The organism is Pedobacter sp. MR22-3 (assembly GCF_026240075.1).
Lineage (GTDB): Bacteria > Bacteroidota > Bacteroidia > Sphingobacteriales > Sphingobacteriaceae > Pedobacter.
In genome coordinates, this window is the sequence record NZ_JAPIVF010000001.1 from 701,181 (window position 1) to 725,725 (window position 24,545).

19 protein-coding genes are annotated in these 24,545 nt (G+C 40.9%); 9 read left to right on the forward strand and 10 right to left on the reverse strand.

Annotated elements, in window-relative coordinates:
• Positions 1 to 301: 301 nt before the first annotated feature.
• The 3 genes from OQ267_RS03025 to OQ267_RS03035 all read left to right on the forward strand — a co-directional run bounded on the left by OQ267_RS03025 (position 302) and on the right by OQ267_RS03035 (position 2,585).
• Positions 302 to 1,072: a glycoside hydrolase family 11 protein gene (locus tag OQ267_RS03025; RefSeq protein ID WP_088301136.1), complete on the forward strand. Its 771-nt coding sequence runs from the start codon at positions 302 to 304 to the stop codon at positions 1,070 to 1,072.
• A 124-nt stretch (positions 1,073 to 1,196) separates the two neighbouring features.
• Positions 1,197 to 1,712: a hypothetical protein gene (locus OQ267_RS03030; RefSeq protein ID WP_265834839.1), complete on the forward strand. Its 516-nt coding sequence runs from the start codon at positions 1,197 to 1,199 to the stop codon at positions 1,710 to 1,712.
• A 261-nt stretch (positions 1,713 to 1,973) separates the two neighbouring features.
• Positions 1,974 to 2,585: a GIN domain-containing protein gene (locus OQ267_RS03035; protein WP_265834840.1), complete on the forward strand. Its 612-nt coding sequence runs from the start codon at positions 1,974 to 1,976 to the stop codon at positions 2,583 to 2,585.
• Between the two features lie 116 nt (positions 2,586 to 2,701).
• Here OQ267_RS03035 and OQ267_RS03040 read toward each other — a convergent pair whose 3' ends face one another.
• From OQ267_RS03040 to OQ267_RS03085, 10 genes are all read right to left on the reverse strand, one after another.
• Positions 2,702 to 3,949, reverse strand: coding sequence for an MFS transporter (locus OQ267_RS03040; RefSeq protein ID WP_265834841.1), 1,248 nt, complete (start codon positions 3,947 to 3,949; stop codon positions 2,702 to 2,704).
• Positions 3,949 to 5,718, reverse strand: coding sequence for an IucA/IucC family protein (locus OQ267_RS03045; protein WP_265834842.1), 1,770 nt, complete (start codon positions 5,716 to 5,718; stop codon positions 3,949 to 3,951). The genes OQ267_RS03040 and OQ267_RS03045 overlap by 1 nt, the downstream gene beginning before the upstream one ends.
• A gap of 6 nt (positions 5,719 to 5,724) precedes the next feature.
• Positions 5,725 to 6,702: a hypothetical protein gene (locus OQ267_RS03050; RefSeq protein WP_265834843.1), complete on the reverse strand. Its 978-nt coding sequence runs from the start codon at positions 6,700 to 6,702 to the stop codon at positions 5,725 to 5,727.
• Positions 6,703 to 6,734: 32 nt separating this feature from the next.
• Entirely contained in the window at positions 6,735 to 9,056 is a 2,322-nt protein-coding gene (locus OQ267_RS03055; RefSeq protein WP_265834844.1) for a TonB-dependent receptor, read from the reverse strand.
• Between the two features lie 644 nt (positions 9,057 to 9,700).
• Positions 9,701 to 10,342 carry a hypothetical protein gene (locus OQ267_RS03060; protein ID WP_265834845.1) on the reverse strand — a complete coding sequence of 214 codons (642 nt, stop codon included), beginning with the start codon at positions 10,340 to 10,342 and terminating at the stop codon, positions 9,701 to 9,703.
• A 280-nt stretch (positions 10,343 to 10,622) separates the two neighbouring features.
• Positions 10,623 to 11,336, reverse strand: a complete 714-nt coding sequence (locus OQ267_RS03065) for a type 1 glutamine amidotransferase domain-containing protein (RefSeq protein ID WP_265834846.1) — start codon at positions 11,334 to 11,336, stop codon at positions 10,623 to 10,625.
• Between the two features lie 8 nt (positions 11,337 to 11,344).
• The gene (locus OQ267_RS03070; RefSeq protein WP_265834847.1) at positions 11,345 to 11,488 is read right to left on the reverse strand and encodes a hypothetical protein; all 144 of its coding nucleotides are present in this window, start codon (positions 11,486 to 11,488) and stop codon (positions 11,345 to 11,347) included.
• 229 nt (positions 11,489 to 11,717) lie between these two features.
• Positions 11,718 to 11,963 (reverse strand): DUF3253 domain-containing protein, encoded by a 246-nt coding sequence (locus OQ267_RS03075; RefSeq protein ID WP_265834848.1) that lies wholly within the window; start codon positions 11,961 to 11,963, stop codon positions 11,718 to 11,720.
• 124 nt (positions 11,964 to 12,087) lie between these two features.
• Positions 12,088 to 12,681 (reverse strand): cupin domain-containing protein, encoded by a 594-nt coding sequence (locus tag OQ267_RS03080; protein WP_172406486.1) that lies wholly within the window; start codon positions 12,679 to 12,681, stop codon positions 12,088 to 12,090.
• A gap of 8 nt (positions 12,682 to 12,689) precedes the next feature.
• A complete protein-coding gene (locus OQ267_RS03085; RefSeq protein ID WP_265834849.1) occupies positions 12,690 to 13,133 on the reverse strand; it encodes a hypothetical protein in 444 nt (147 codons plus the stop codon).
• Between the two features lie 302 nt (positions 13,134 to 13,435).
• Between OQ267_RS03085 and OQ267_RS03090 the strand changes: the two genes are divergently transcribed.
• The 6 genes from OQ267_RS03090 to OQ267_RS03115 all read left to right on the forward strand — a co-directional run bounded on the left by OQ267_RS03090 (position 13,436) and on the right by OQ267_RS03115 (position 24,540).
• Positions 13,436 to 16,705, forward strand: a complete 3,270-nt coding sequence (locus OQ267_RS03090; protein ID WP_265834850.1) for a SusC/RagA family TonB-linked outer membrane protein — start codon at positions 13,436 to 13,438, stop codon at positions 16,703 to 16,705.
• An 11-nt stretch (positions 16,706 to 16,716) separates the two neighbouring features.
• The gene (locus OQ267_RS03095) at positions 16,717 to 18,243 is read left to right on the forward strand and encodes a RagB/SusD family nutrient uptake outer membrane protein (RefSeq protein ID WP_265834851.1); all 1,527 of its coding nucleotides are present in this window, start codon (positions 16,717 to 16,719) and stop codon (positions 18,241 to 18,243) included.
• Positions 18,244 to 18,321: 78 nt separating this feature from the next.
• The gene (locus tag OQ267_RS03100) at positions 18,322 to 19,245 is read left to right on the forward strand and encodes a glycerophosphodiester phosphodiesterase family protein (protein WP_265834852.1); all 924 of its coding nucleotides are present in this window, start codon (positions 18,322 to 18,324) and stop codon (positions 19,243 to 19,245) included.
• A gap of 69 nt (positions 19,246 to 19,314) precedes the next feature.
• Entirely contained in the window at positions 19,315 to 19,872 is a 558-nt protein-coding gene (locus OQ267_RS03105) for an RNA polymerase sigma-70 factor (RefSeq protein ID WP_265834853.1), read from the forward strand.
• Between the two features lie 92 nt (positions 19,873 to 19,964).
• Positions 19,965 to 20,990, forward strand: a complete 1,026-nt coding sequence (locus tag OQ267_RS03110) for a FecR family protein (protein ID WP_265834854.1) — start codon at positions 19,965 to 19,967, stop codon at positions 20,988 to 20,990.
• 97 nt (positions 20,991 to 21,087) lie between these two features.
• The gene (locus tag OQ267_RS03115) at positions 21,088 to 24,540 is read left to right on the forward strand and encodes a SusC/RagA family TonB-linked outer membrane protein (protein WP_265834855.1); all 3,453 of its coding nucleotides are present in this window, start codon (positions 21,088 to 21,090) and stop codon (positions 24,538 to 24,540) included.
• Positions 24,541 to 24,545 lie beyond the last annotated feature (5 nt).

The window sequence follows — 24,545 nt, forward strand, 5'->3', positions numbered from 1 at the left end:
GATGATAAACTCAATCTTTTATAATGCATATACCATTTAACTGTCCTTTAGGATATTTAAATGCACTATGCTATTTTTGAGAACAAGATCAAAAAAGTTAAATAAGGAATAATATTGTATTTTAAAATATAAAATTTAATAAAATAAATAAGTAATTAAAATTAGATTAAGGTTGCTATAATTCCATAAAACGAATACCGTTGAAGGATTTATGAACATTTGTGTCATAAATTTGATGATTAATAGTGGTGCTGCGGTTGTAGATATATTTTCTTTGCATCTCTAACCAATATAATCATACATGAAAAAACAACACTCACTGACAAGTGTAACCAGGAAGGTTACCTTTGTTGCTGCAACTATTGCGCTGGCAAGCGCTGCATTGTTAACAGGCTGTAAAAAAGATGCAAGGATGGAACCCGAAGCAGTTGCAGTTACTGCCACTACGCCGCCGTCTGACAAATCCGCAGTTACTGAATCCTATCAATCTGGTACAAATAATGGCTTCTTTTGGTCGCTTTGGAAGAGTGATGGTGCTACAGGTACCGTTAATTACGCAAATGGCGCCGCCGGAAATTACAGCGTTAACTGGAATGGTTTCAATGGTAATTTTACCTGCGGTAAAGGTTATTCGGTAGGTTCGGCAAACTATAAGATCGGGTATAACCTTAGTGCTTATTCTAACTCCGGAGGTGGTACTTTTGGCTGGTACGGATGGAGCAGAAGCCCCTTTTATGAGTACTACGTAAACGAAACCTGGGGTGCAGTTTCACCTCACAGCGGTACTTTCCTGGGTACATTTGATAGCGATGGTACAGCTTATAACGTATGGACCCGCTGGATGACAGGTAAAAATATTGATGGTGGCGATGGCTTCAGACAGATTTACAGTTCAAGGGTTACAAAAGCTGCTCCCGGACAAAATCGCGTAATTACTTTTGCCAACCACTACAACAAATGGAAAAGCTACGGATATACGCTTGGTCAGCTAAATATTCCAGCAATTATGGTTTCGGAAACATGGGGCACGAATACCAATGGCAATATTAACTGTACCATTTGGGCACAGTAGACAGTATTTAATGCAATCACAACCGCATCCTGCCTGGCAATAGCCTGGCAGGATGTACTTCAGGTACTTTCTGATCATTTACCTGAATTAAAAATCTTTTAATATTATTTAACAATTAGTTATCATGAGATCCATCTTTTATTTTCTTGCTTTTTTCATTTTTGCCATCTCTGCCTGTAATTCGTCAAAGCCTAAAAACACAGATGGAAATAAAAAATCGCTTATCGGTAAATGGTATAAATTTTCCATGGCAAATGGATATAGTGAATTTGATATTGATTCGCAATATGTAGTTTTCTATAACCAGAAGGTTGGCCGGTTCAAGCTTGCGTATAAAATAGAGAATGATTCATTAAGGTACCTGACCAAACCATATGTAGCCAAAATTGCAAACTATGGTGACTCTGTGCTTATGCAAGGTAACGACAGTACGGAAGCCGTTTTGCACAGGTTTAAAGAACCGAATATTCCTTTTGAAACCATCCCTGAACAAAAGGATTCTTTAAAATTTGCTTCATACATTGCAGGTTTTGATAAAAGATTAATCCGCGAATTTGAGAAAGCCGGAATCAAGATTTCTGATGGTATGGAAAAGCACGAGGAGCCTGCATATGAAGAACTGTTAAAAAAAAGCAAATAAAAGAGTAACTGATCTTTATCGCCCCGGATAGCTTTTGTTCGGTCGTATTGGATGTTCAGCTTGAAAATTTTTTAATTCAGACGTATTGCATAAGAGGATTAAAAAGTTTAAGTGATGTTCTCCTAACCGTTCGTCTAGAAATTAAAGGCGTTGGTCTAGTGGTTGCTGATACTGGTATAATATCGGGTTTTTGCCTGCAACGTTTGATGGACAGCTGCGTCTTAATCACAAAACAATAGCAAAAACTTAAAACATAAAGATATGAAAACCTTCACTAAAATAGTATTCGCAGCAGCATTAACAGCAGTCGTATTCACTTCATCAGTAATGGCCACTTTTGCCGCTGAGCCCGTTAAAGCAGAAATAAAAACTGCTTCATTATCAACATTCAAAAGGATTTGGGTGAGCGGGAATGTAAAAATCATCTTAACCCAGGGTGATAAGCAAAATGTATCGGGCACCAGCAACTACGACGCTGCAAAAACCTTTGTATCAACTGATGGAAAAACCTTGTTCATCAACTCCATGGAAACCAATCAGGTCATACTGAACATTACTGTAAAAGATTTAGAAAGAATTGAAGCATATGGTCAATCGGTAGTGGTAACCAGCAATAACTTCGATGTAAAATACCTTCAGTTGTTTTTGAATCAGAGTGCTACAGCGAAGATTAAAACGACAACAGGTAGTTTGTATACCATTGTTAAGGATGATGCGGTACTAAAATTAAATGGTACTGCCGATCAGAGTACCATGATCGCCAGCAACATCAAAAATGTAAAATTAGGAGACTTTGTCAGTCTTAAATCTGCATCTTTTGTTTCCCAGGCAATCATGGAAGCAGAACAAAATGCGCAGGTTTTAGCAAAATAGATCACTATATTTAAAGTGAATTAAAGCTGTCCATCCGGGCAGCTTTTTTTATTATACCGCGTAAAAGGATTTACCGGTTATCCCAAACCGTATCTTGAGATCAATATTTTTCTTTTCTATTTTGACTGATTTTTGTTCTTAACTTTAAGTAAAAACATGTAACTGGCGAAACAGCATATCATTCCAAAACAGCCCATTAAACTATAAACAAAACCAACAGATAGTTTACCTGCAATCAGCGTAAAAAATAAGATGCCCAGAGATACTATTCCACTGTCTGAAATCAATACTGACATTACTTTTCCCCTGATTTCTGTTGGTGTGTTGAGCTGAAAGATACTCCGACCTGTGCTTCTGAATAATTGACTCATTAATCCTAAAACAAAAATAATAAGTAAAACAGCTAATGAAGTACCCGCAAAGCCCAATAATAACAGGAAAAAACAGGAAAGCATTCCCATCCAGGGCCAAAACCGGAGCAATTGATCCTGAGTAATATATTTAAGTAAGAGTCCGCCAAGCACGGCCCCAAATGCTTCAGTGGCACTGATCATCCCGAATGATCTTGCATCTGACTGGAGTGTGTTTTTAACCAGCAGCGGAAGCATTGCGCCAAATGGGAAAAGAAAAAACATCAGGGTAACACTTAATATCAGGCTATTGCGCAAAACGGGAGATTGCCTGATGTAAGAAATTGCAAAAATATAGCCTTTTTTTGCCATACCCTTGCCCACGGCATCTTGGTGGAGGGGTATGGCGGGAAGCAAAAACAGAATCAGAAAAGAGGGGATCTGCAAACAAAAATCGGCAATTAACAAGGGGGTAATGGTCATGACAGATAGCAGGTATCCGGCTAAAACCGGTGCAAAAATAGCGGCCAGGTTTAAACTGGAAGCATAAAAGCCAACAGCTTTTGCAATGTTTTCTTTTTTTACAATGTCGGGCAATAGTGCATTTCTGATACTGGGCTCTGCGCTGTCAAAAACATTTCGTAAAAAAACAACTGCTACAATATAAATCCAGTGCAAACCAGACAGGTTCCAGATCACCAGAATCTGCAAACCTGTTGTAATCATTAATCCGGAATATACCCCGATAATCAGCTTTTTACGATCCATCCGATCGGCAAAATAACCGCCCACAAAGCTCATGAAAAACCGGGGAACAGTTCTGGCAAAAAATACCCAACCCAGTACTTCTGCAGAACCTACTGAATCTACAATATACCATCCTAATGCAGAAAGGGTCATGTAATCTCCTAATGCGCCGATAAATGAACAAACCAGAAACTTATTATAAAATGTGCCTGACCGATTTTGCGCTGCCGGATTACTTTCTGTTGTTGTATTTTGAAAAAGGGCCATCAGCTAATATTGAACATTGGGTTGGGAATGGCCTGGTACAGCGTTTTTTCTGCAATGCGCATTCTTAATAAGGGTTTGATCATCAGCGTCGGACTAAAAAGCAGCTGACATAAATCATCTTTTAGCTGGTTGGGTACGGTGCAGCTTTGGATAATACGTATACTGGTTTCTTTAACTTTGCTCCAAATCTGCGGTTCAGGTATGGCGTATGCGCTGGCTGTACAGCTGATGATGCCCCCGATAAGATTATTGAAAAGTGTGTGCATCAATTCACTAACGGTATCTTTATAGTTCATAAAAGTGGAGGCTTCTCCATAAAAAAGGTGTTTCTGTTCATTAAAGGAAGGCGATGTGTCTGCCACTTGTACACTCCCCAGATCACGGTAAGCCAGTGCGCATACCTGATGAGATTCATCAAAAACAATCATGGTATTTTGACCATGCAAATCCAGGGCAATACCTTTATACAAAAATACTTCCAGTGGCATAGTTAACAGGGTTTCGATCAATTGATCCAGGTAAATTTCTACTGATAATTTAGACTGATTGATGAACTGACAAAGAAGTGGAGTTGGGTGTAATTTAGTAGAATGGGTTAAAGCCGCAGCAACCACCATGGTTTCTCCCGGTAAACAATGGTTAACGGGATCATTTCTTAAAAGAAAAGACAGACCAGGATTTGTTTCTCCCTCGGTTTTAAAATGTGCCGCACACACATCACTGATTAATCGCCCACGTTTGTTCGCAATAGAGGGGATTTTCTGCATCATATCCGGAATCATTTTGCTGAATTCAATACCGTTATACAAATCCCGGAGGGTTAAGGATCTTTTAACACTGGTAGCCTGAATACTTATGGGAACCTTAATGTGATAAAACGGCTGGCCCGGAGTAGCTGGTAAAAATGCTGTTCTCATAGATAAAGTTGGCAGGGCATCTATCGCCTCATCTTCAAGTTTAAATAAAACACCACTGTTGATGTGTGCCTTATATGCCTGAGCAATAACATGCTTGTATTGCCATGGGTGAACCGGCATGATCAGGTAATCCTTCGCTTGTTTATGTGACAACAGTTCAGCACTGTATTTTGTCCAGATGTCAATTTCATCAGAACATACCAGATGTGACCGGTGTACGGCAAGCAGTTGCAGATTAACCTTCGGTGAAAATTCCGGACTGTAAGCCAATACATCCTGTCTGGAAAAGCCCATTTTGGTTTTGGCACACACGTGGATCGGATGTCCTTTAAAGGGTATGATTTCTGAATGTAAAAGTGTTTCCCTCTGCTGAAAAACAGATTTTTTTGCTAAAATTACTGCTTTAATGCATTGGCTGATCTGATCAGTATGTGCTGCCTCATGATCAAATGCCATAGCGAGGTGATCTAAACAGTTATTGATTTCTGCTCTTATTTTTTCGCTACAGGCCTCTTCCGTTTTCCATAAATCCAGTATGCAGTTCAATAGGGCCATCACATCAAGTTCTGTTAAATCACCATCATTTCTGAGCAATACCACTGATAAATAAACCGTAATATTCCTTTCATTGGTTTCTACGCAGGTTAAAATTCCCCCACTGGAAGGGAGAACAATCCGCCTTACTTTAAACTGATCATTGGTGGTGGTTAAAACAAGCTGCCGCTGATCTGAATGCTCATGAATCAGCGCATAGAGCAGTCTTTGCATCACTTCCTGGCAAGCCTGAGCGTAGCCTGATGTCTCAGTTTGCGGTAAAACTGTTAAAGGTAATGGTTGGGCTAAGTGATTCATGATGGCTTATTTAAATAAATAATCAAGGTATTGTGAAACTACTTGTCTGGATTTCCCTTCGGTTGGATACTCATGATCGACCATACTGGGCCGGATGTTCACCTCAATCACTGCAAAGGCTGATTCCTGGTAAGATACTGCGATGTCATCGCATCTGATATCAATACCAATCACATCAATTTCAGCTATCGCTGCTATTTTTTTGGCAAGGAGAAGGTTATCGGGATGAATATTTTCTGTTTGATCAATCGCTAACGCACCAGCCCAGCCATTTCCGCAATAGCTGATGTAAATTTTTTTGCCATGGCCGGGAACATATTTAAAGTCTAGTCCCTGCAATGCCAGTGCCTGCCCTGCATCTTCCATGGGAACCGGAGAAAGCATTTTAAAATTCCGGTTATAAACAGGCGTACCTTCCGTTTCTCTTTTCTTATTTTCAGTTTCGATCAGCTGTTCCAGCTGATCTTTTCCATTGCCGGTTACATAAGCCCATTCGTTCCATAATACACCGGCAAGTTCATCTCCAATAAGTAAAATCCGATAATCCTTACCTGCAGCCTGACGCTGAAGAATGGCATGGCTGCTTACCTTTCTAACCTTTAAAAAAGCCTGTTCCAGATCTTTTATATTGGAGATATTCAGGTGGATTTCAACCCCCTTGTTGGTGTCAAACGGTTTAACTACCAAAGGCTGATATTGTTCCAGAAATGAGATGGCCTCTTGCTGAAGGTCAGCACAAAACATAAATTCAGGGATAGGAATTCCATGGTTTTGAAGCAAGGTATTGGTTGCTAACTTGTTTTCTGAAAGGGTAGCCGCCATATGACTGACATATGGAGATACGCCACGGTTGATGAAGATTTTACGGTCACCTTTTTGAAGTTCAAAAATTTCTTCATCTCCAGGTACCAGCAGTTCACAACTGATACCTTGTTCCTTACATCTTTCCTGTATGAGGACACTATGTATATTTTTAAATCGCATGTTAATCGGTAGATTGAGGTATAATTTGTCTTTTAAAATTTCATAGCGAGTGAACCTATAATCTGCCTCAGCATTTGTGGCTGTGCATCGCTGTTCCAATATTTTTGGTTAGATAGGTTATTCATTTTAACGGATGCTGTCCAGCTTGGCTGATGATAACTGATTGCGGCATTCAACACTGTGTACGAGGGTATGGTAATGGTATTCGCGGCATCCCAGAATACCTCGCTGACGTAATTGCCGCCAAAGCCACCGCCAAAATTTTTCAAAAAGCCACTCACACACTGATAATTCATCCAAAGGTTAAAGACCTCACCCGGCGCACCGGCAACTTTTTTCCCGATTAGTGAGGGGGTACCAGATATAAATTTATTGCTGTTCCTGGCATATCCGGATATAATATAAAAATGATCAACAGGCTCTGCATTCAGTTCAGCTTCAAAACCCTTGCTTCTTTGTGTGCCCCCTTGTAAGCTAAAATTATTGATGTCGGTATAAGTGGCATTGTTAACTTTGATATCGTAAAAACTTAAGGTAAAACCCAAATGCTTGTTTAACAGATCTGTTTTGACACCGCCTTCCCATTGGTTGGCTTGCTTGGGTTTTAACCGGAGTGTACCGCCATCAGGCTGGGTAACCGGCCCCTGATTTAAAAAACCATTCATGTAATTTCCGAAAAGAGAAACTTTCTGATCTACAATTTGATAAATCAATCCGAATTTAGGGGATAATGCCGTTTGCTGATAATCATCTTTTACCGGAAGACTATTTTCGATGCTGGCCTTGTTTACAAACTGGTCCAGTCGCAAACTTGCCATCACCAGCAGGCGATCGGTTAGGTTAATCACGTCAGAAGCATAAAGGCTGTAATTGGTTTGTGTGTTTTGATAATGACCTGGTGTTTTGGCGGCCATTAAGGCATTGGCACGCTGGGCAAATAACGGAGCGAAATTTTGATTCACATTAATGGTATCATAATTAAAATACGCATAGTTTAACCTGGTAATTGTACTGGTAAAATCTGCACCAATAACGGCCCGGTTACGCATTTTGCCTATTTTAAAGTCACCATTAAAATTCTGTTGAAACTGAATGAACGAAAGTGTACGTGCGCTGTACATTCCTATATTCCTGGTCATCGTAGAATCCGTCAGCCATCTTGGATAAAGCTGATTGGCATAATCTACATAACCATTACTAAAATTCAGGTTGGTAGAGGAAACCCATTGATCAGACAATTTGTAGGTTGCCTTGGTAAAGAAATTAGAAATGGTTGTTTTAGCATCCACATCATCACCACCAATATATTTTTTGTAACCAATTGGAATATCCCTGAAATTTTTAAAAGTTGTATTCGGGCCAAATGACGGGTAGGGTTGCTGTGTTCTGGTTACCGCTGCAAATTCAGCATCAACGAGGAAAGTAAGTCTGTCGTTTATTTTATAAAGAAAACTTGGCGCAGCACTGATACTCTTATAACGTCCGATATCTTGAAAACTATCTTCAGCGTGGTAAGCTGCATTTAGCCTGAATAAGGATGTTTTTGATGCATTTAAGGGGGTGTTCACATCGGCCGTTATTCTCATTAAGCTATTGCTGCCTGTAAAAACGGCTACTTCAGTTGCCGCAATGGGATTTGGGGTTTTGGTTATTTTATTAATTAAGCCGCCAAATGATATGGCACTGGAACCGAAGAGCGTGCCGGCCGGTCCTTTGATCACCTCAACCCGCTCAATATTAATGGGATCAGACTCTGCCCGGTATTGGGTAACCATACCATTTCGGATCGCATTTCTGGTGTCAAATCCCCTTATCCAGGCGCTTACCGTACCAATCGGTGTATAATAAGCCACTACGCCAGTAGCATTATTGATTACATCCTTGCTGTTGAGCGATAACTGACTACTGATAAGCTCTTTCGGAATAACAGAATACACCTGTGGATTCTCCAAATTCTTTAATGGGATTTTGGCAACCTGATCACTTTCCTTATAAATGTATTTATGTGCCCTGAGTGCGCTAACCGCTACTTCTTCCAGCTCTTTTATGGTCTCACTGATTACAAAATCAATATTTGTGGTTTCACCAGGCTCAATTTTAACAGTCTTGGTTTGAGTTTGGATGCCTATAGCAGAGAGTTGGATCACTTGATTTCCTGAAGCAAGATTTTTGATCCTGTAAAGACCTTTGTCATCCGTCACGCTTCCGAGTGTAGTACCTGGAACGCTTACGGTAATACCGGTGGCGGCTTTGCCATCATTGGTGGTGATTTTTCCTGTAATGGTTGCTGGTTTCTGTGCCCTAACCATCAGTACTGGTATCAACATTAAAAAAAGTACGAGTTTAATTTTCATATAAATTTAACCTAAAATAAACACTACAGTTATTTAGACTGAATAAAAATAGTAGCCAAAGTTGTGTAATATTTTTGATAGATCAAAGCATAAGTTTTGTTGAATTAAAATAAATGGAGTTACCGGGTGCTGGCGATTGTTTTGAATGAATATGCTGTATATGGATATTCATTCAGGTTTACTACCTGTATGCCTGAGGAAACCAATTTGGATAACTGTCATGTTATTATGTGGTTTAAAGTAAGGGCTTCAGCAAGTGGATCTGGATTGACCCAGCCTTCTATTCTTATATGACGGGCGAAAAAGGCAATCTCATCGGCATATATAAGGTAATGCCGCTGGTATGGAATGCGGATGCAAAATGGAACGTAGTAAGCCAGTAGGATACGGAAACCTGGATATGTGGCAAGGAGGTAAATTATGTAGCGCTTCTCCCATTGGATGGTATCCCGCAGGGACCACAAAAAATGAGTCAACCAATCAATAAACCGGTGGGTAAAATTTTGTTAGCTATAAAACCAATAATCCTAATCTGTTCTGGACCTTGGCCTAAATGATAAACGGGATCAAGTTTTTGATTATGCTGTTTTTTTAAATGCAGTGCGTGTAGCGCAAGCCTGATCGGTGTTAAATTAATTCTTCTTTTATCCCGCTATACGGTGTTTAAGGAAGTGCAATGCTTTACCATCAAATTTGAAAGTCCAGGCCACGGCATATTCACTGCAAATTTCTTCTTCATCCGGGTGTGATTTTCGGTACTCATCATTTGAATTGGTACCATAGGTTAGTGTGACCTCGTCATGATGATCAACCGATATGCTGTAGAAATAATAACAACCATCGCCTTTAATTATATTGTCGTAATTGACACTGTCCTGGTTTTTCAGGTTATTTATTTTCAGGAATTTAATGAGATTTTTAAATTCCCTCATTTCTGTTTTCTGATAAATGGAAGCAAAAGAATTGTCAAACATTGCTTTTGTAATTCTGTCATTATTCGCTTTACGTGCAGCATCGAAAATGGGATCTACTTCAAAAAAGTTTACTGAACTATCTGCTAATGGAAAGTTGAAATAAGCTAAAATAGCAGGTTTATCCTTTTCAGCCATTGCCTGCATGAGTGTTTTAATTTCGCCAATCAATTTCTCCCGTTTGGTAACGACATTAGTTTGCGCTGAAGGTGTAACTGTTTCGCTTTTTTTTTCTGTTGTATGTTTACGCTCATCAGTTTGATTACAGGCGCAAAAAAATAGAGACAGCAGCAATATGAGAATGTTTTTTTTCATTAGATTGTATCAGGATTAGATCAAATTAACAAACAGAGATCAATTTTGTTCTGTCTCGGCTTGCTCGAAGTAGTTTCACTTAATCTACCGGTAAACCTGATTATAGGTAGATTAAGTGAACTGGAAGAAGATGATGTATAGAATGAAATTTAAGTCCAAAATATTTCAGGTATATGTTGAAAAATAGACCTCATTTAATAAAGCTTAAACGAGGCCATCTCTATACTTTGTGACAGCCCCATTTAAAATTCAGTTAATTGATAAAGTTCAATAGCGTGTTTTATAAATCTATCCTTTCAATTTGCTCTTCCTGCTTTGACAATAATTCAATCAGGATTTTCGCCGTTGGTCCGGCGGAGAGTGGATTTTGCCCGGTGATGAGTAAGCCATCTGTTTCTACATGCGAAAGGAAGGGTACAAGGGCTGTTTTCACTTCTGCACCAAGTTCTTCAAGTTTGGTTTGCAGGAGATATGGTACATTACCACTCCGTCCTACCATGGTTTCTTCAGTATTGCTGAATGCAGCGATTTTTTTACCCTTTAAAAAACCAGGTCTTTGCTGGTCTGCATTAATCAATGCTGCGGGTCCGTGGCAAACAGCGGCCACCGGTTTGCCTGCATCAAGAAAATCAAGGATCAGTATTCCACTATTATTATCAACAGCTAAATCCCAGATCGGACCGTGCCCACCCGGGTAAAACACGGCATCGTAATCGTTAGCATTCACCTGATTCAACACGGTAGTATGTGAAAATGCCGCTTTAGCATGCTCGTCATCCTGAAACCTGCGGTTAGACCCGGTAATATTTTCTGTAAGCTCACTCATGGGGTCAACAGGTGGTCTGCCGCCCTTTGGACTGGCAAGTATTACCTGATAACCGGCATCAATAAATTCATAGTAAGGATCGGTAAATTCGCCGAGCCAAACGCCTGTTTTATGGTCTGTATTTTCCATCTCGCTGTGCGAGGTCAATACCATTAATATCTTTTTCATAGTGTTGTTTATTTAATATCCTCTGCATCAATTTCATTGCCTTCCTCATCTATCTGCTGATGTTCATTCCAATTAGCGTCTTCTTGGGGCTTTACCTCAGGATTGACATTTTCAGCTGTTGCCTTTTCATCTTTTTCTCCGGGATTTTTCATGTTTTCCATTTTAAGTTTAAATCATAACAAAGCTTAACAGGCAATGGTTCGGGAATATTAAAAAGAACGGGCGTTTGAATATGGCCGTACTTGCTTACTAAAAAAGGCTCCGATAAGGGGACGACCTTTTTTGGCTGAAGGTTAATCATATTCCAGCTGCCTTAACAGCACGACTTCAGGTCTTGAAAAAGAGCATTTAACAAAAGTCACGCGTGGCATAATACCAGGGTCAGACAATCTTAATGCGGATAGGTCCTTTAATGTGATCTACATCAACAGGCATACCCTTTTGCGTGATCATTATTTTGCCCTGTTGATGCAGGCCAATAGCTACCTTGCGTATATTTTTCATGTGCTTACGCCAGTCGTCAGGATATAACCTGCGGGCAATTTCAGATGGGCAGGTGCTTTTTTCAGGGCCTCGTTGCTCGGCCATAAGCAAAATGGTAGCTGATATGTCTGTATGATGTCGCATATGGGTTTAACCAATTAAACCTGATGATTGCTTTGAAAAGTGTTTTATACTCCGCTTAACTTATTAAGCCAAAGAAATTATAAAGGCTATTATGTTTAGCCTGTTAACCCATAACGTGTTTTTATTAACTAATATGTTGCAATATAGCTGTTATTGACTCCGAGGTAATGGTTACGGTGTGTGGCAGATTGAGTGGGATCTGCATGAAGTCGCCAGGTCCCATGTTAATGAAATGTTCACCAATATGACAGATGCAGGTTCCTTTTAAAATTAAGAAACTTTCATCCAGGCTTTCATGTACTTCTTCTTCCACATCGGTAGCGGAAATCACCAGCACCTGCATTACCCCATTTTCGTGGCGCAGTAGTTTTTCGAATCTTTCGCCCGAATAATTTTCCGGCAATAATGGTGTAACCAGCTCCAGCCAGGCATCGGCGTTTGATAAGGCACTAATAAGTGGTGTTGCTGAAAGCTGCATGTTTTGTTCAGCCTCCAGGTTGTTAAACATCAACGCCATTTTTTCATCCATTCGGGTATGGGGGCTTACCGCATTCCGGATGGCATCTTCTTCCAGAAAGGATTCAAGTTTGGCCAACTCTGCATGCACTTCGGGATATAATTTACGCATGCTTTCTACCAAAGAAACCTCTTCGGGATGGAGTGTGTTAATCAGATAAAGTTCCAGCATGCCGCTGTTTAAAAATTCATTTAACTCCATCTGATGCATTATTCTTTTAGTTGTTGTCTTAAGCTGAAGATCGCTTCCTGCATACTGATTCCTAATATGCCGGCTGCCTCCTGAGTGCTGAAACCTTCTGAAAGTACCAGTCTTTTAATGCACCGGTTGTCATCGCTTTTTTTTACTGAATAATCTAAAAGATAATCTCTGGAAACCTTTCTGGCTATATTCAGCAGCCAGACCAGTAGCTTCCCCTTAATCAGTCTGTTATTTTCAAGCTCGGCTTTAGCGATTTCAAATACCTTTTCCGTTAATTCATATGCCTTTGCATGGTCTCTGCAGAAAGTTGAAAACTGGCCATAAACAAGTGGACAATAACTTTCATAAAGTGCTTTATGGAAGTCACTGTTTTTTAAAAGCATAAGCTTTCTGATCTCTTCCTCACAGTTTGGATGGTAACGGGGCATTTTCTTTTTGATAAATATAGGCAAAATTGATGTGTTGAGAAAACAGTTTGTTAAAATGGCGAATCTAAATTTTTCAACGCTATTCCATTCCCTCTTAAAATAGTTTAATCAGTGGCTGTTTAATCTGTTTTGAGGTTAAAACATTCTTCCAGACTTAACATTAAAGATATATAGTGTTAAAAGTACACCTCTAGCTTTGCGGCATTAAAGCACTCGAAATATCCTGGTTATTAATTAAGAGAATGCCTATGTGAATCAGCCTCGACATGCCTTTAAACATTACCATACTAGCAAACCAAACACAAATCATTACTAACGATTAAAAGATGACATCATTTTCTTTTATTGCAGGTTTAAAGCCAACCTGCAGAAAATTGCTCTTGCCTATAGGATTACTGGCTATGAGCAATTTGCCTGTTATGGCCAGCAGCCATTATAAGAACGATCTGACTGTGGCCAGAAGCCAGGCCGCTTTTACGATCACTGGTACCATTACTGATGAACAGCATCAGCCCTTGCCAGGTGTAAGTATTTTCGATAAAAAAAATAAAAAAACAGCAGTAACTGATGGGAATGGAAAGTATACCATTTCTGTTCAGGAAGAGACCACACTGGTATTTGCTTTTGTGGGTTATATTACGCAGGAAGTGGCTGTGAGCAATGCAAGAACTTTAAATGTAATTTTAAGGGAAAGCAATAATACTTTGGATGAGGTGGTTGCCATTGGTTATCAGAAAGTAAGAAAATCTGACCTTACAGGCGCCATCAGTAGTGTAAAGGCTTCAGAAATGAACCTCACTTCACCAACAATAGGCCAGGCCCTGGTGGGTAAGGTAGCCGGCGTACAGGTTTCACAAACCAGTGGTGCGCCCTATTCCGGTACCAAAATCAGGGTTCGGGGTGTAGGGTCCATTAATGCCAGTTCAGATCCTTTATATGTCATCGACGGTTATCCCTCAGGAAATAATGTATCCATTAATCCTGAAGATATTGAAACAATTGACATCTTAAAAGATGCCGCATCTGCAGCCATTTATGGTTCAAGAGCTTCGGGTGGTGTGGTATTGATTACGACCAAAAGAGGTAAGGACGGTAAAGGTCATTTTGAGTATGATGTGCAGGGCGGTGTTTCTCAGCTGGCTAAAAAAATTAAGCTGCTTGATGCCAATCAGTTTATTCAGTTACTCATCGACGGACGGAACAATGCCTATAAAGATTTATGGGTCAATTCTGGCAAGACATGGAATGATTCAATGTTTGGCGATGCCAATGCTACCCGTATTGCGAATGTGGGCAACGGGAGTAGTGTAAGTATCCCTTCTGATCTTTATAATTTTTCTACCCAGCAGGCCATTCCTGCACAATACAATACCGACTGGCAGGATGAATTGTATCGAAATGCAGCTTTCCAGCGTCATAATCTTTCTTTTAACGGTGGGAATAAAGATGTTCGGTATTTTATGAGCGGCGGTTACCAGGATAACAATGGTATCGTAACCAATACCAATCAGAAAGTTATCAACTTCAGGGCCAATATTGACGGAAATGTAAGTGAACGCCTGCATGTAGGAGCAAATGTGTCTTATACACAAAATAACAACCGTGAGGTGCAGGAAGGCCGGTACAATTTAAGTCCGATGATGTCTGCCCTGCTCTATCTGCCTTATCTCCCGGCACGCGATGGCAATGGCAATCCCATCCAGTTTGGCATGGCCTCACTGGCTTCTCAATACGGGATCCAAAATCCGGAAAACCCACTGGCTACTGTAGAACAGTTAAAAATTACCCGTAAGGGAAGCAGAAGCACCTATAATGCCAATGCCACCTATAAAATTTTAGACGGTCTTGATTTTAAAGCCAACCTGGGTACGCAAACCTATAATGAGAAATATGATTATTATCTGCCAACCAGCCTGAGTAGTGGCAATAACCCGCCATACTCTACCGCATCGGTTACGGCAGCTAATGCCGTGGCCAGAACAGTGAGCCAGATAGATCAGCTGGCAGAATTTACGATGAACTATAGTAAAACAATAGGAAAACATAAATTAGATGTACTGGCAGGATATTCTGCACAGAAAACAACAAGTGATAGCATCCGTGTTTCGGCTAAAGGCTTTCAGAATGATTATATCGGGGAGATTTCAGATAAAGGTGCCGATCCAAGCTTTTTTGCCCTGGATAATGCCTCAAAAACCACCAATACCTTGCTTTCCTATTTTGGAAGGGTAAGTTACAATTATGCTGGTAAATACTTTTTGTCGGGAACTTTCCGTCGTGATGGCTCTTCCAGGTTCGGACCTTTAAATCAGTATGGTAACTTCCCTTCCATTTCTGCGGGCTGGAACCTTTCTGATGAAGAATTTTACCACAACTTTCTGGGCGAACATTCTACCGTAAAAATCAGGGCGAGCTGGGGTTTAAGTGGAAACAACAACATTCCAAATTACAGAACCCAGCAGCAAATGAGCGCACCCGGCGGCGTAGTGTTTGGCAATGCAATTGCTACGGCCATATGGCCCAATTCAATCCAGGATGCGAGACTGGGGTGGGAATCTACCTCACAGTATAACTTTGGTACAGATATTAGTTTGTTCAGAAATCGTCTCTCTATCATGGCTAACTATTACCTCAGTAATTCTTATAACCTCTTATTTAATCAACCTATTTCAGCTGTTTCAGGCAGTGCTTCTATCCTTACGAATCTGGCAGACAGTAAAGTTCGCAATACCGGTTTCGATATTCAGCTGGATGGAAGGATCATCCAAACCCATGATTTCAGTTTAGGTTTGAGTGGAAACATTGCGCTGAACAGAAATAAGGTATTGGATATGGGCGGTGCGAGTACCATTCTAACCAATGGTGCGGAACGTTCTTACATGACCCACATTACACAGGAAGGTCAGCCAGTAGGTATGTTTTATGGTTTCAAGGTATTAGGTCGAATCACGGCAGACAACCTGGGTAAGGTAGCACCTTCAGCCTCTACCACCAATCCGGCTAAAATCGGTGATCTCTATTTTCAGGATACCAATGGTGATGGAATTGTAAATGATGCGGATAAAACAGTTATTGGTACGCCATATCCTAAATTTACTTATGGCTTCGCCTTAAATGCATCGTATAAAACAATCGATTTCAGGGCCTCATTTAATGGCTCCCAAGGCAACCAGGTGTTGGATGGACAGGATTATTACCTGTACAATTTTGAAGGCTCGGGTAACCAGTATGCCCAGGTGGCAGATCGCTACCGGAATGAAGCCAATCCGGGCAGCGGCTTAAATTACAGGGCCTCACGTGCCGGAACACAAAGTAACAATACCCGTTTATCCTCTTTCTATCTTCAGGATGGATCTTATTTCAGGTGTACCAACATTACTTTAGGCTATAGTTTCCCTAAAGCCATTGCCAACACACTTAAAGTGAGTAACATTCGGGTTTATGCCAGTGTAGATAATGCCTTCACGGTTACCAATTATAAAGGTTATAATCCTGAGGTAGACTACAATGGCGGTGCGAACTTAACGCCTGGGGTAGATTATGGAAATTATCCGCTTGCAAGAAACTATAACCTTGGTATTAAACTGACTTTCTAGAATCTAATAAAATGAAAAAATATATTTTAATGGCTGCCCTGGGTGCTACAGTTTGCTTAAGTGCCTGTAAAAAAGAATTTCTGCAACAAAATAATCCCAATGCCGTAACGGTAGAAAATTATTTCAAAACAGAAAATGATGTTTCGCTTGCTGTTAATGGTGCCTACCAGGCCTTAAGAAGCAGCAATACCATTGGTGAGAACAGTGGTTTGTTTACTGATGAACGCTCTGATGATACCGGAAGAAACGATAACCAGAGTAATGCAGGTGAACCCTTCCAGTTTAATGATTTTTCGGTGTTGCCCAGTAACTCCTTCTTAAAAACACATTGGCTGGCCCTTTATAATTCGATTGCCAGAAGCAACGTTATTTTATCCAATATTGATAAGGTTTCTTTTTCCAATCCGGCCACCAAAGCCAATTATATTGCCGAAGCGAAGTTTTTAAGGGCCATCATGTACTTTGAACTGGTGCGCAAATGGGGCCCGGTTCCATTGGTCACCAAACAACTGGTCACTACCGAAGAGGTAACCGCTGCTACGTTCAGGGCTCCGGAAGCAGAGGTGTATAACCAGATTGTTGCCGATTTAAAAGACGGCTTGAGCAGTACCCTGCCTAATTTTCAGCCAACCGCTGGAATTGGCCGGGCTTCAAAAGCAGCCATTAATGCTTACCTGGGTAAAGTTTACCTCACTATGGCCGCAACGCTTACCAACAATCAAGCTGAAAATCTGGCCAATGCCAATACCTGCCTTTTGGCTGCCTATAATATGAAAACCTTCGGAAATTTATCCGAAATTCCATATGTGGATGTGTTTGATGTAAACAAAAAAACAACCTGTAAAGAATTGATTTTTCAGATCGCCAATAAACAAGGCGATGTAAATTACAGCTCCAGCATCGCTGCAAATAACCAGGCCAAAGGCGAAACCATCAACTCGCTGAAGGTATCAACCGGTATTGGTGGAAACGTGACATTAGATTTAATTAATGAATACGAAGCTTCGGACCTTAGAAAAGATTTCTCCGTAAAATATGCCAATGATCCTATTGTGAAAGATTGGTTCATTACCAAATTCCGTGATGCCAGTTCATTGGCGACAGCGAACGGATATGGCGGCAACGACTGGATCCTGATGCGCTATGCAGATGTGATCCTGATGCTGGCCGAAGTAAATATGCTGCAGGGAAATGATGCTGCAGCCATTCAATACCTGGATATGGTGAGAACCCGTGCCGGAATGCCAAATTATGCGCTTTCTAAAACCAATGCTGCTTATGCCGCTGCTTTCCCTACTTTAAAATTAGCCATTCTCCATGAACGCAGGGTAGAGTTTGCTTTTGAACACCAGCGCTGGTTTGATCTGATCAGGAATTTTACGGCAACCGAACTGGCCGCCTATTTAAAGGCTAAACCGCAATCTTCTTTCGGCATTGCCAAGCTGGCGAACGTAACCACTAAAGATAGATTCTTCCCGATTCCTTTTGATGAAGTAAAGCTTGATCCGGTAAAAATGTACCAGAACCCCGGCTATTAATCGTTTACCTGTATTTTGATAATTAAATGGTGGCTGAAAAACAGCCGCCATTTATCAATCTCCATAGATTTATAAAAAATGACTTATAAAACCTGTTTTAAAAAAGGAAGCTGTTCACTGCTTTTATTGGGCATATTGATGCTATCCTCCCGGACTGCCGTTGCACAACACCCTGACCAGAAACTGGCTGCCGTATTTAGTAAAGGCCATAACCAAATACTGGTTGCCGCCCATCGTGGGGATTGGAGAAATGCACCTGAAAATTCGATGCAGGCGCTTTTAAACAGCATAGAAAAAGGCTTCGATATCATGGAACTCGATGTTAAAATGACGAAGGATAGCCAGATGGTAGTGATGCATGATCAAACCATCGACCGAAGTACAAACGGAAAAGGAAAGGTGAGTGATTATACGCTGGCCGAAATCCAACAGTTTAGGTTAAAAAATGGTCTGGGCAGAACAACCCCTCATCGGATTCCAACAATGAAAGAAATGATGCTGGCTGCAAAAGGTAAAATCATCATCAATGTAGATAAAGGAAATGACCACCTCAAAGAAGTATTCCGGATTCTTCAGGAAACGGAAACCCTTAACCAAACCATTGTAAATATAGGCGATAACCTGAGTTTTGATCAATTAAAAAGCCATGAAGTCATTCCGGCAGAAGCGTATGTGATGGTGGTGGTGAACATGAAAGGAACTGATGCCCTCCCGATTATGAAAAGCTACCTGCCCAATAAAAGAAGTATTATTCAGCCTGTTTTTGATACCGATACCTTGAAAAACCTGAAAATGCTGCCTGAAATTGCTACAAAACAAGTGCTTTGGCTAAATAGCTTGTGGCCTTCCTTAAATGGGGGGCATGATGATGACCTCGCCGTAGAAGAAAACAAAAAGAAAGAAAGCTGGGGCTGGCTTATTGAAAAGAAACCCGCTATTCTGCAAAGCGATCGCCCGGCAGAATTGATTCTTTATTTAAAAAAGGCTGGCTTACATTTTTAATATGTTCCTTCTGGATTTAAGGATTTATAAGGGGTTCAATTGCTTATGATCATGTTGCCAGAACAATAAATGGGCAAAAATAATATGGTCGGATCTAATGATGCTCAGGAACAGGTATTCGATGAAAAATCATTCGAAGACCTTTACCGCCGGATGTACCCCACCTTAAAAAAGTATGCAGTTTACCTGGTAAAAGACAGAGAAGAAGCACAACTGATCTTAAATGATGTGTTCATCTCCATCTGGAAAAATAATCTTATCCCCGCCAACGAAAAGGCCTATCTTTTCCGGGCAGTTAAAAATGCCTCAACCAATTACCATAAAAAAGCCAGGGTAAAACTCTGGCATATAGATGGTGAAGATGAAACACCCGAAATAACAGATCTTAAAGAAACACCGGCGCAAAGCTTCCAGAATAAAGACCGGAACCGCATGCTCTATGCTTTAATCGATCAGATGCCAGAAAGGCGGCGACTGATTTTCTACCTGTACCGGATTGATGGTTTAAGTTACAAGGAAATAGCGGCTTTATTGGATATTTCAGTAAGAACTGTAGAAGACCACCTGGTAAAAGGTTTTCAGTTTCTTCAGCAAAAAGTATTAAATAACAAATCAGAATTTAGGTAGGCTGCTCCTTAACAATTTATTCATGTAACGTTAACAACTTGCGGCCCGTAGTGCAGCTCTGATTCTTGTCTTGTAGGTATAAAGGCATTAGAATGGATCAGGAAACCTGGAAATTAGTACTTGCATATGTAGCAGAAAAAGAGCGTAACGGTGGGCGTAATTTAGAAGTTGAATTGCTGGAGCAAGACCTTAAAGATTGGGCTGGTAATGATCCCGATCGGCTGGAGCAATTGGAGCAGGCACTGCACTTGTGGGAAGATACAGCAACTCTGCACGAGGATCATTCTTGGCAGGAAAGTTTTGCAACGATTAAACAGCAGTTGGAGCCTGCAAAAACCAGAACAATCAAAAAATTAAACTGGTTGACCATGGCAAGTGCTGCCGCAATAACCGGTGCACTGGTATTCTTCGTTTTTAAGAATCAAAAACAACAACCTGTTTCAGAAAGCGCAATCACCTGGATAACCGAGAAAGCCGCTGCGGGCAAGATAATCAACATATTGCTTCCTGACAGTTCAGAAATATGGCTGAATGCCGGCAGTAGCATCAGCTTCCCTAAAAACCTTAAACATGCCGCCATCAGAACGGTAAAGTTAAACGGAGAAGCATTTTTTAAGGTAAAGCGAGATCCCGCACATCCTTTTGTGGTGAGGAGCCAGAATATTCAAACCAGGGTACTGGGCACCAGCTTTAATATCCGTGCCTGGAAAAATAATCAGCCAGAAGTAACCGTACTGACGGGCAAGGTGGCAGTTTCGAGAGATTCAGCAGGTAAACAATCAGTTGCCGTTCATCTATTGCCCAATCAACAAGCATTTTACGACTTAAAATCCAACCGCTTGAGGTGTCAGAACGTAGAAGATGCACAGGCATCAGTTGATTGGAGGGTTGGCAAAATGTATTTTGATAAAACCCCAATGGAAGAGGTATTTCAAACCATCTCGAGAAAATATGCAGTGAAGATCATTTCCGATCAGTCATTCGACAGCTGTGAACTCACTGCAAAGTTTAACAATGTAAGCATCAGTGAAGTGTTGCGCACGCTGGCGCTCACATTTAATATTCACTATACCATTAACAAACAAACGATTTATATAAAAGGAGGTAAATGTAATTAAATACAAACGATAAGAAAGCTGCAGCATGTTGGCGCATGCCGCAGCTAAGAAATTTTAAATTTTATTTTAACCCATCAAGATTAAAACAAACAAAGTTATGAAAAAGTCAGCAGTGACTGGTCAATTAATTTTTAGCGTCATGCGTTTTTTTACCCTTATTTACATCATGCTCTCTGTTATGTTCTTTGTAGGACGGGCATCACCCGTAAATGCACAGCAACTAAACGTTAAAGTAAGCATCAACATTAAACAAGGAAACTTAACTACACTTTTCAAAACCATCGAAAAGAAAACCAGTCTCTATTTTGTCTATACTAATAAAGATAATATAGATCATTTGCAAATCAGTAGTTTAAAAGTTGATAATGAATCTGTAAGCAGTGTGCTCGGCAGGATATTGCCACCCTTGCAACTTACCTACCTGATCGAAAAAAACCAGATCATTATCAAAAAATCAGTGCGCGTAAAAGGTAAGGTAACAGATGAAAAAGGTTTACCATTACCTGGCGTAAATGTAATAGAAAAGGCAGGTAACAACACTACCACCACCAACCTTAACGGCGATTACAGCCTGAATGTAACCGATAATTCAGCCACGCTGATCTTCCGGATGATGGGCTACCAGACCAAAGAAAGCCCAGTTCGTGGTGCAACCGAATTAAACATTAGCCTCATCCCTGATGAAACAGCGCTTTCTGAAGTAGTCGTTACTGCCCTGGGTATTAAACGTGCTGAAAAAGCATTGGGTTATTCTATTGCTACAGTAAAGGGCAGCGATGTGAATACCGTAAAAGAAGTAAATGTAGTGAACTCATTGGCAGGAAAAGTGGCGGGTGTGAATGTAGTGAGTACAGGTTCAGATCCCGGGGCAAGCGCATTCATCACCATCAGAGGGCAATCATCTATCGCAACAGATAACCAGCCACTGTTTGTGGTGGATGGTGTTCCGGTAGCGCATTCACTCCGTGCCACAACAGAAGTTGGACGTTCATCGGTTGATTATGGAAGTCCGATTGCAGACATTAGTCCGGATGATGTGGAAAGCATTACGATCCTTAAAGGCGCAAGTGCTGCGGCACTTTATGGTAGCAGGGCAGGAAGTGGCGTAGTGCTCATTACCACTAAAAATGGTTCGGCCGGTAAAAAAGGATTGGGCATTAACTTCAACTCCACCGCCATGTACGATCAGGCCTGGATGTTTCCTCACTTTCAGCATACATTTGGTGGTGGCGAATATACCGATGATCCAGCTTCTTCTACCTCCTCTGCCTGGGGTCCAAGGCTTGATGTAGGGACCAAGCATCTGCAATGGAACAGTCCGCTTGATGCCAATGGAAAACCAATCGCTACAGATTGGGTATCCTATGGCAATAATCCACAGGATTTTTATGAAACCGGAAGCACCTACACCAATAATATGGCCATTAGTGGAAAAAATGCAGATGGTAATTACCGCCTATCTTATACCAACCTCATCAATAAAGGCATAGTGCCCAACACTGATTTAAAAAGGAATACCCTGAACCTCTCTGCAACCTATGTGTTGCATCCTAAGCTAAAAATCAGTTCCAATGTAGGCTATGTAAATAACCAGAGCGATAACAGGCCATCAGCCTACCGGGAAAGTGTTACCCAGATGTTGTACTCGCTTCCTCCAAACATGAATATCAACGACCTGAAGAATTACTGGAAACCGGGAAGGGAAAACATCGAACAGTTTTCTGCAGATGATTCAGATAACCCATACTTTGTTGCCTACGAACATATCAATGGGTACGACAGAAACCGTTTGACCGGAAATGTGCAGGCCGTTTATGATATCACCAAAGAGCTGAGTTTAATGGTGCGGACGGGTTTGGATTTGTACAACGAAATGCATGAAACCAAACGCCCTTTTAGTTCGAAAAGATTTAAATATGGTGGATACGGTGCAGACAATTCTTTTTTTAAGGAACAAAATACTGATTTTTTACTCAGCTATAAGAAACTGCTGAACCAGAATTGGTCATTCAGTCTTTCGGCGGGTGGCAACCAGATGAGCCAAACCAACCGGAGTACGGCACAGAAAACAGAAAGCCTCAGCATTCCGGGGGTATATAACATTAGCAACGCTCAGGCGGGTACCATTGTGAATTCACAATACAATTCACGTAAGCACATTAACAGTTTGTATGGCTTAGGTCAGGTCTCATTTAAGGATATGGTTTTTCTTGATTTAACAGGAAGAAACGATTGGTCGAGCACTTTACCTGCCGAAAACAACTCTTACTTTTATCCATCTGCATCATTAAGCACCATTGTAACGGACCTGTTCAAAATTAAATCTGATGCAATTTCGTTTATTAAATTAAGGGCTAACTGGGCACAGGTGGGTAGTGATACCGATCCCTACCAGTTATACAATACCATTCCTTTTAACCAGGACTGGGGCGATGTAAAAAGGGCCACCATTGAGTTTAACCTGAAGAATAACTTCCTGAAACCCGAAATTGCAACCTCATATGAATTTGGCGGCGATCTGCGCTTTTTTAAAAGTCGCATAGGTATAGATGTAACCTGGTACAAAACCAATAAAAGAAACCAGATTATTAATATTCCAACAACCATTGCCTCCGGTGCTTCTAACCGCTTAATCAATGCCGGGAATATTCAAAACAGCGGTTGGGAAATTGGTTTAAATGCTGTGCCTTTTAATGGTGCCTTTAAGTGGGAAACCGATGTAAACTTTACGAAAAACGAAAATAAGGTGATTGAGCTTTCAGCAGGTTTGAAGGAGTACTCCATGGGTAGTGCCGATGGTGATAACATCCGTTACCTGATTAAAGAAGGAACCAAAATCGGCGACTTTTATACGCCAAGTTATACCAAAGTAACCAGTGGACCCAATGCCGGAGCAGCCTTATTGGATAAAACCGGGCATTATATCCGCAATAATTCAGAATACATTAAGGTAGGTAATTATAATCCTGAATTTACCGTAGGCTTTAACAATACCTTTAGCTATAAAAACTTCACCTTAAATGTGCTGTTAGACTGGCGCAAAGGTGGTAATTTTTACTCCTACGTGGTTAAAAGCCTGATTAACGCAGGCTTAACCGATAATACGCTCACGGGCAGGGATGCAGAAACAGGGGGCTTGCCGTGGACAGATTCGCAGGGTAGAAAGCGCAATGATGGGATGATCATTCCGGGTTATATCGCAGATGCCAATGGCAACCTGACCGAAAACAAAATCATTATTGCCGCTGCCGATTTTTATAACAATACATATAATAAATACTATGAAAGGTTGACCTATTCGGCGTCGTTCCTGAAAATCAGGGAAGCTTCATTAACCTATGTATTTCATCAAAAGCTTATCCGCAAACTCCCCATCAGTAACCTTTCCATATCCCTGATCGGAAGGAATCTGTACACCTGGACAGCCAATGGATTGGGTTATGATCCGGAAACAACCATGAGTGTTACCGAAGGCTTTAAGTTAGGGGTAGGCCACTGGACCTTGCCTGGCACCCGCTCCTTCGGCTGTAAACTAAGTTGTAATTTTTAATCTGT

Bases quoted from the DNA above. Each gene is read 5' to 3' on its own strand.
- OQ267_RS03110 (WP_265834854.1), top strand. From the start codon at position 19,965: ATGGATCAGGAAACCTGGAAATTAGTACTTGCATATGTAGCAGAAAAA.
- OQ267_RS03050 (WP_265834843.1), bottom strand. From the start codon at position 6,702: ATGCGATTTAAAAATATACATAGTGTCCTCATACAGGAAAGATGTAAG.
- OQ267_RS03100 (WP_265834852.1), top strand. From the start codon at position 18,322: ATGACTTATAAAACCTGTTTTAAAAAAGGAAGCTGTTCACTGCTTTTA.
- OQ267_RS03115 (WP_265834855.1), top strand. From the start codon at position 21,088: ATGAAAAAGTCAGCAGTGACTGGTCAATTAATTTTTAGCGTCATGCGT.
- OQ267_RS03045 (WP_265834842.1), bottom strand. From the start codon at position 5,718: ATGAATCACTTAGCCCAACCATTACCTTTAACAGTTTTACCGCAAACT.
- OQ267_RS03070 (WP_265834847.1), bottom strand. From the start codon at position 11,488: ATGAAAAATCCCGGAGAAAAAGATGAAAAGGCAACAGCTGAAAATGTC.
- OQ267_RS03095 (WP_265834851.1), top strand. From the start codon at position 16,717: ATGAAAAAATATATTTTAATGGCTGCCCTGGGTGCTACAGTTTGCTTA.
- OQ267_RS03075 (WP_265834848.1), bottom strand. From the start codon at position 11,963: ATGCGACATCATACAGACATATCAGCTACCATTTTGCTTATGGCCGAG.
- OQ267_RS03105 (WP_265834853.1), top strand. From the start codon at position 19,315: ATGGGCAAAAATAATATGGTCGGATCTAATGATGCTCAGGAACAGGTA.
- OQ267_RS03035 (WP_265834840.1), top strand. From the start codon at position 1,974: ATGAAAACCTTCACTAAAATAGTATTCGCAGCAGCATTAACAGCAGTC.
- OQ267_RS03065 (WP_265834846.1), bottom strand. From the start codon at position 11,336: ATGAAAAAGATATTAATGGTATTGACCTCGCACAGCGAGATGGAAAAT.
- OQ267_RS03055 (WP_265834844.1), bottom strand. From the start codon at position 9,056: ATGAAAATTAAACTCGTACTTTTTTTAATGTTGATACCAGTACTGATG.
- OQ267_RS03025 (WP_088301136.1), top strand. From the start codon at position 302: ATGAAAAAACAACACTCACTGACAAGTGTAACCAGGAAGGTTACCTTT.
- OQ267_RS03090 (WP_265834850.1), top strand. From the start codon at position 13,436: ATGACATCATTTTCTTTTATTGCAGGTTTAAAGCCAACCTGCAGAAAA.
- OQ267_RS03030 (WP_265834839.1), top strand. From the start codon at position 1,197: ATGAGATCCATCTTTTATTTTCTTGCTTTTTTCATTTTTGCCATCTCT.
- OQ267_RS03080 (WP_172406486.1), bottom strand. From the start codon at position 12,681: ATGGAGTTAAATGAATTTTTAAACAGCGGCATGCTGGAACTTTATCTG.
- OQ267_RS03060 (WP_265834845.1), bottom strand. From the start codon at position 10,342: ATGAAAAAAAACATTCTCATATTGCTGCTGTCTCTATTTTTTTGCGCC.
- OQ267_RS03040 (WP_265834841.1), bottom strand. From the start codon at position 3,949: ATGGCCCTTTTTCAAAATACAACAACAGAAAGTAATCCGGCAGCGCAA.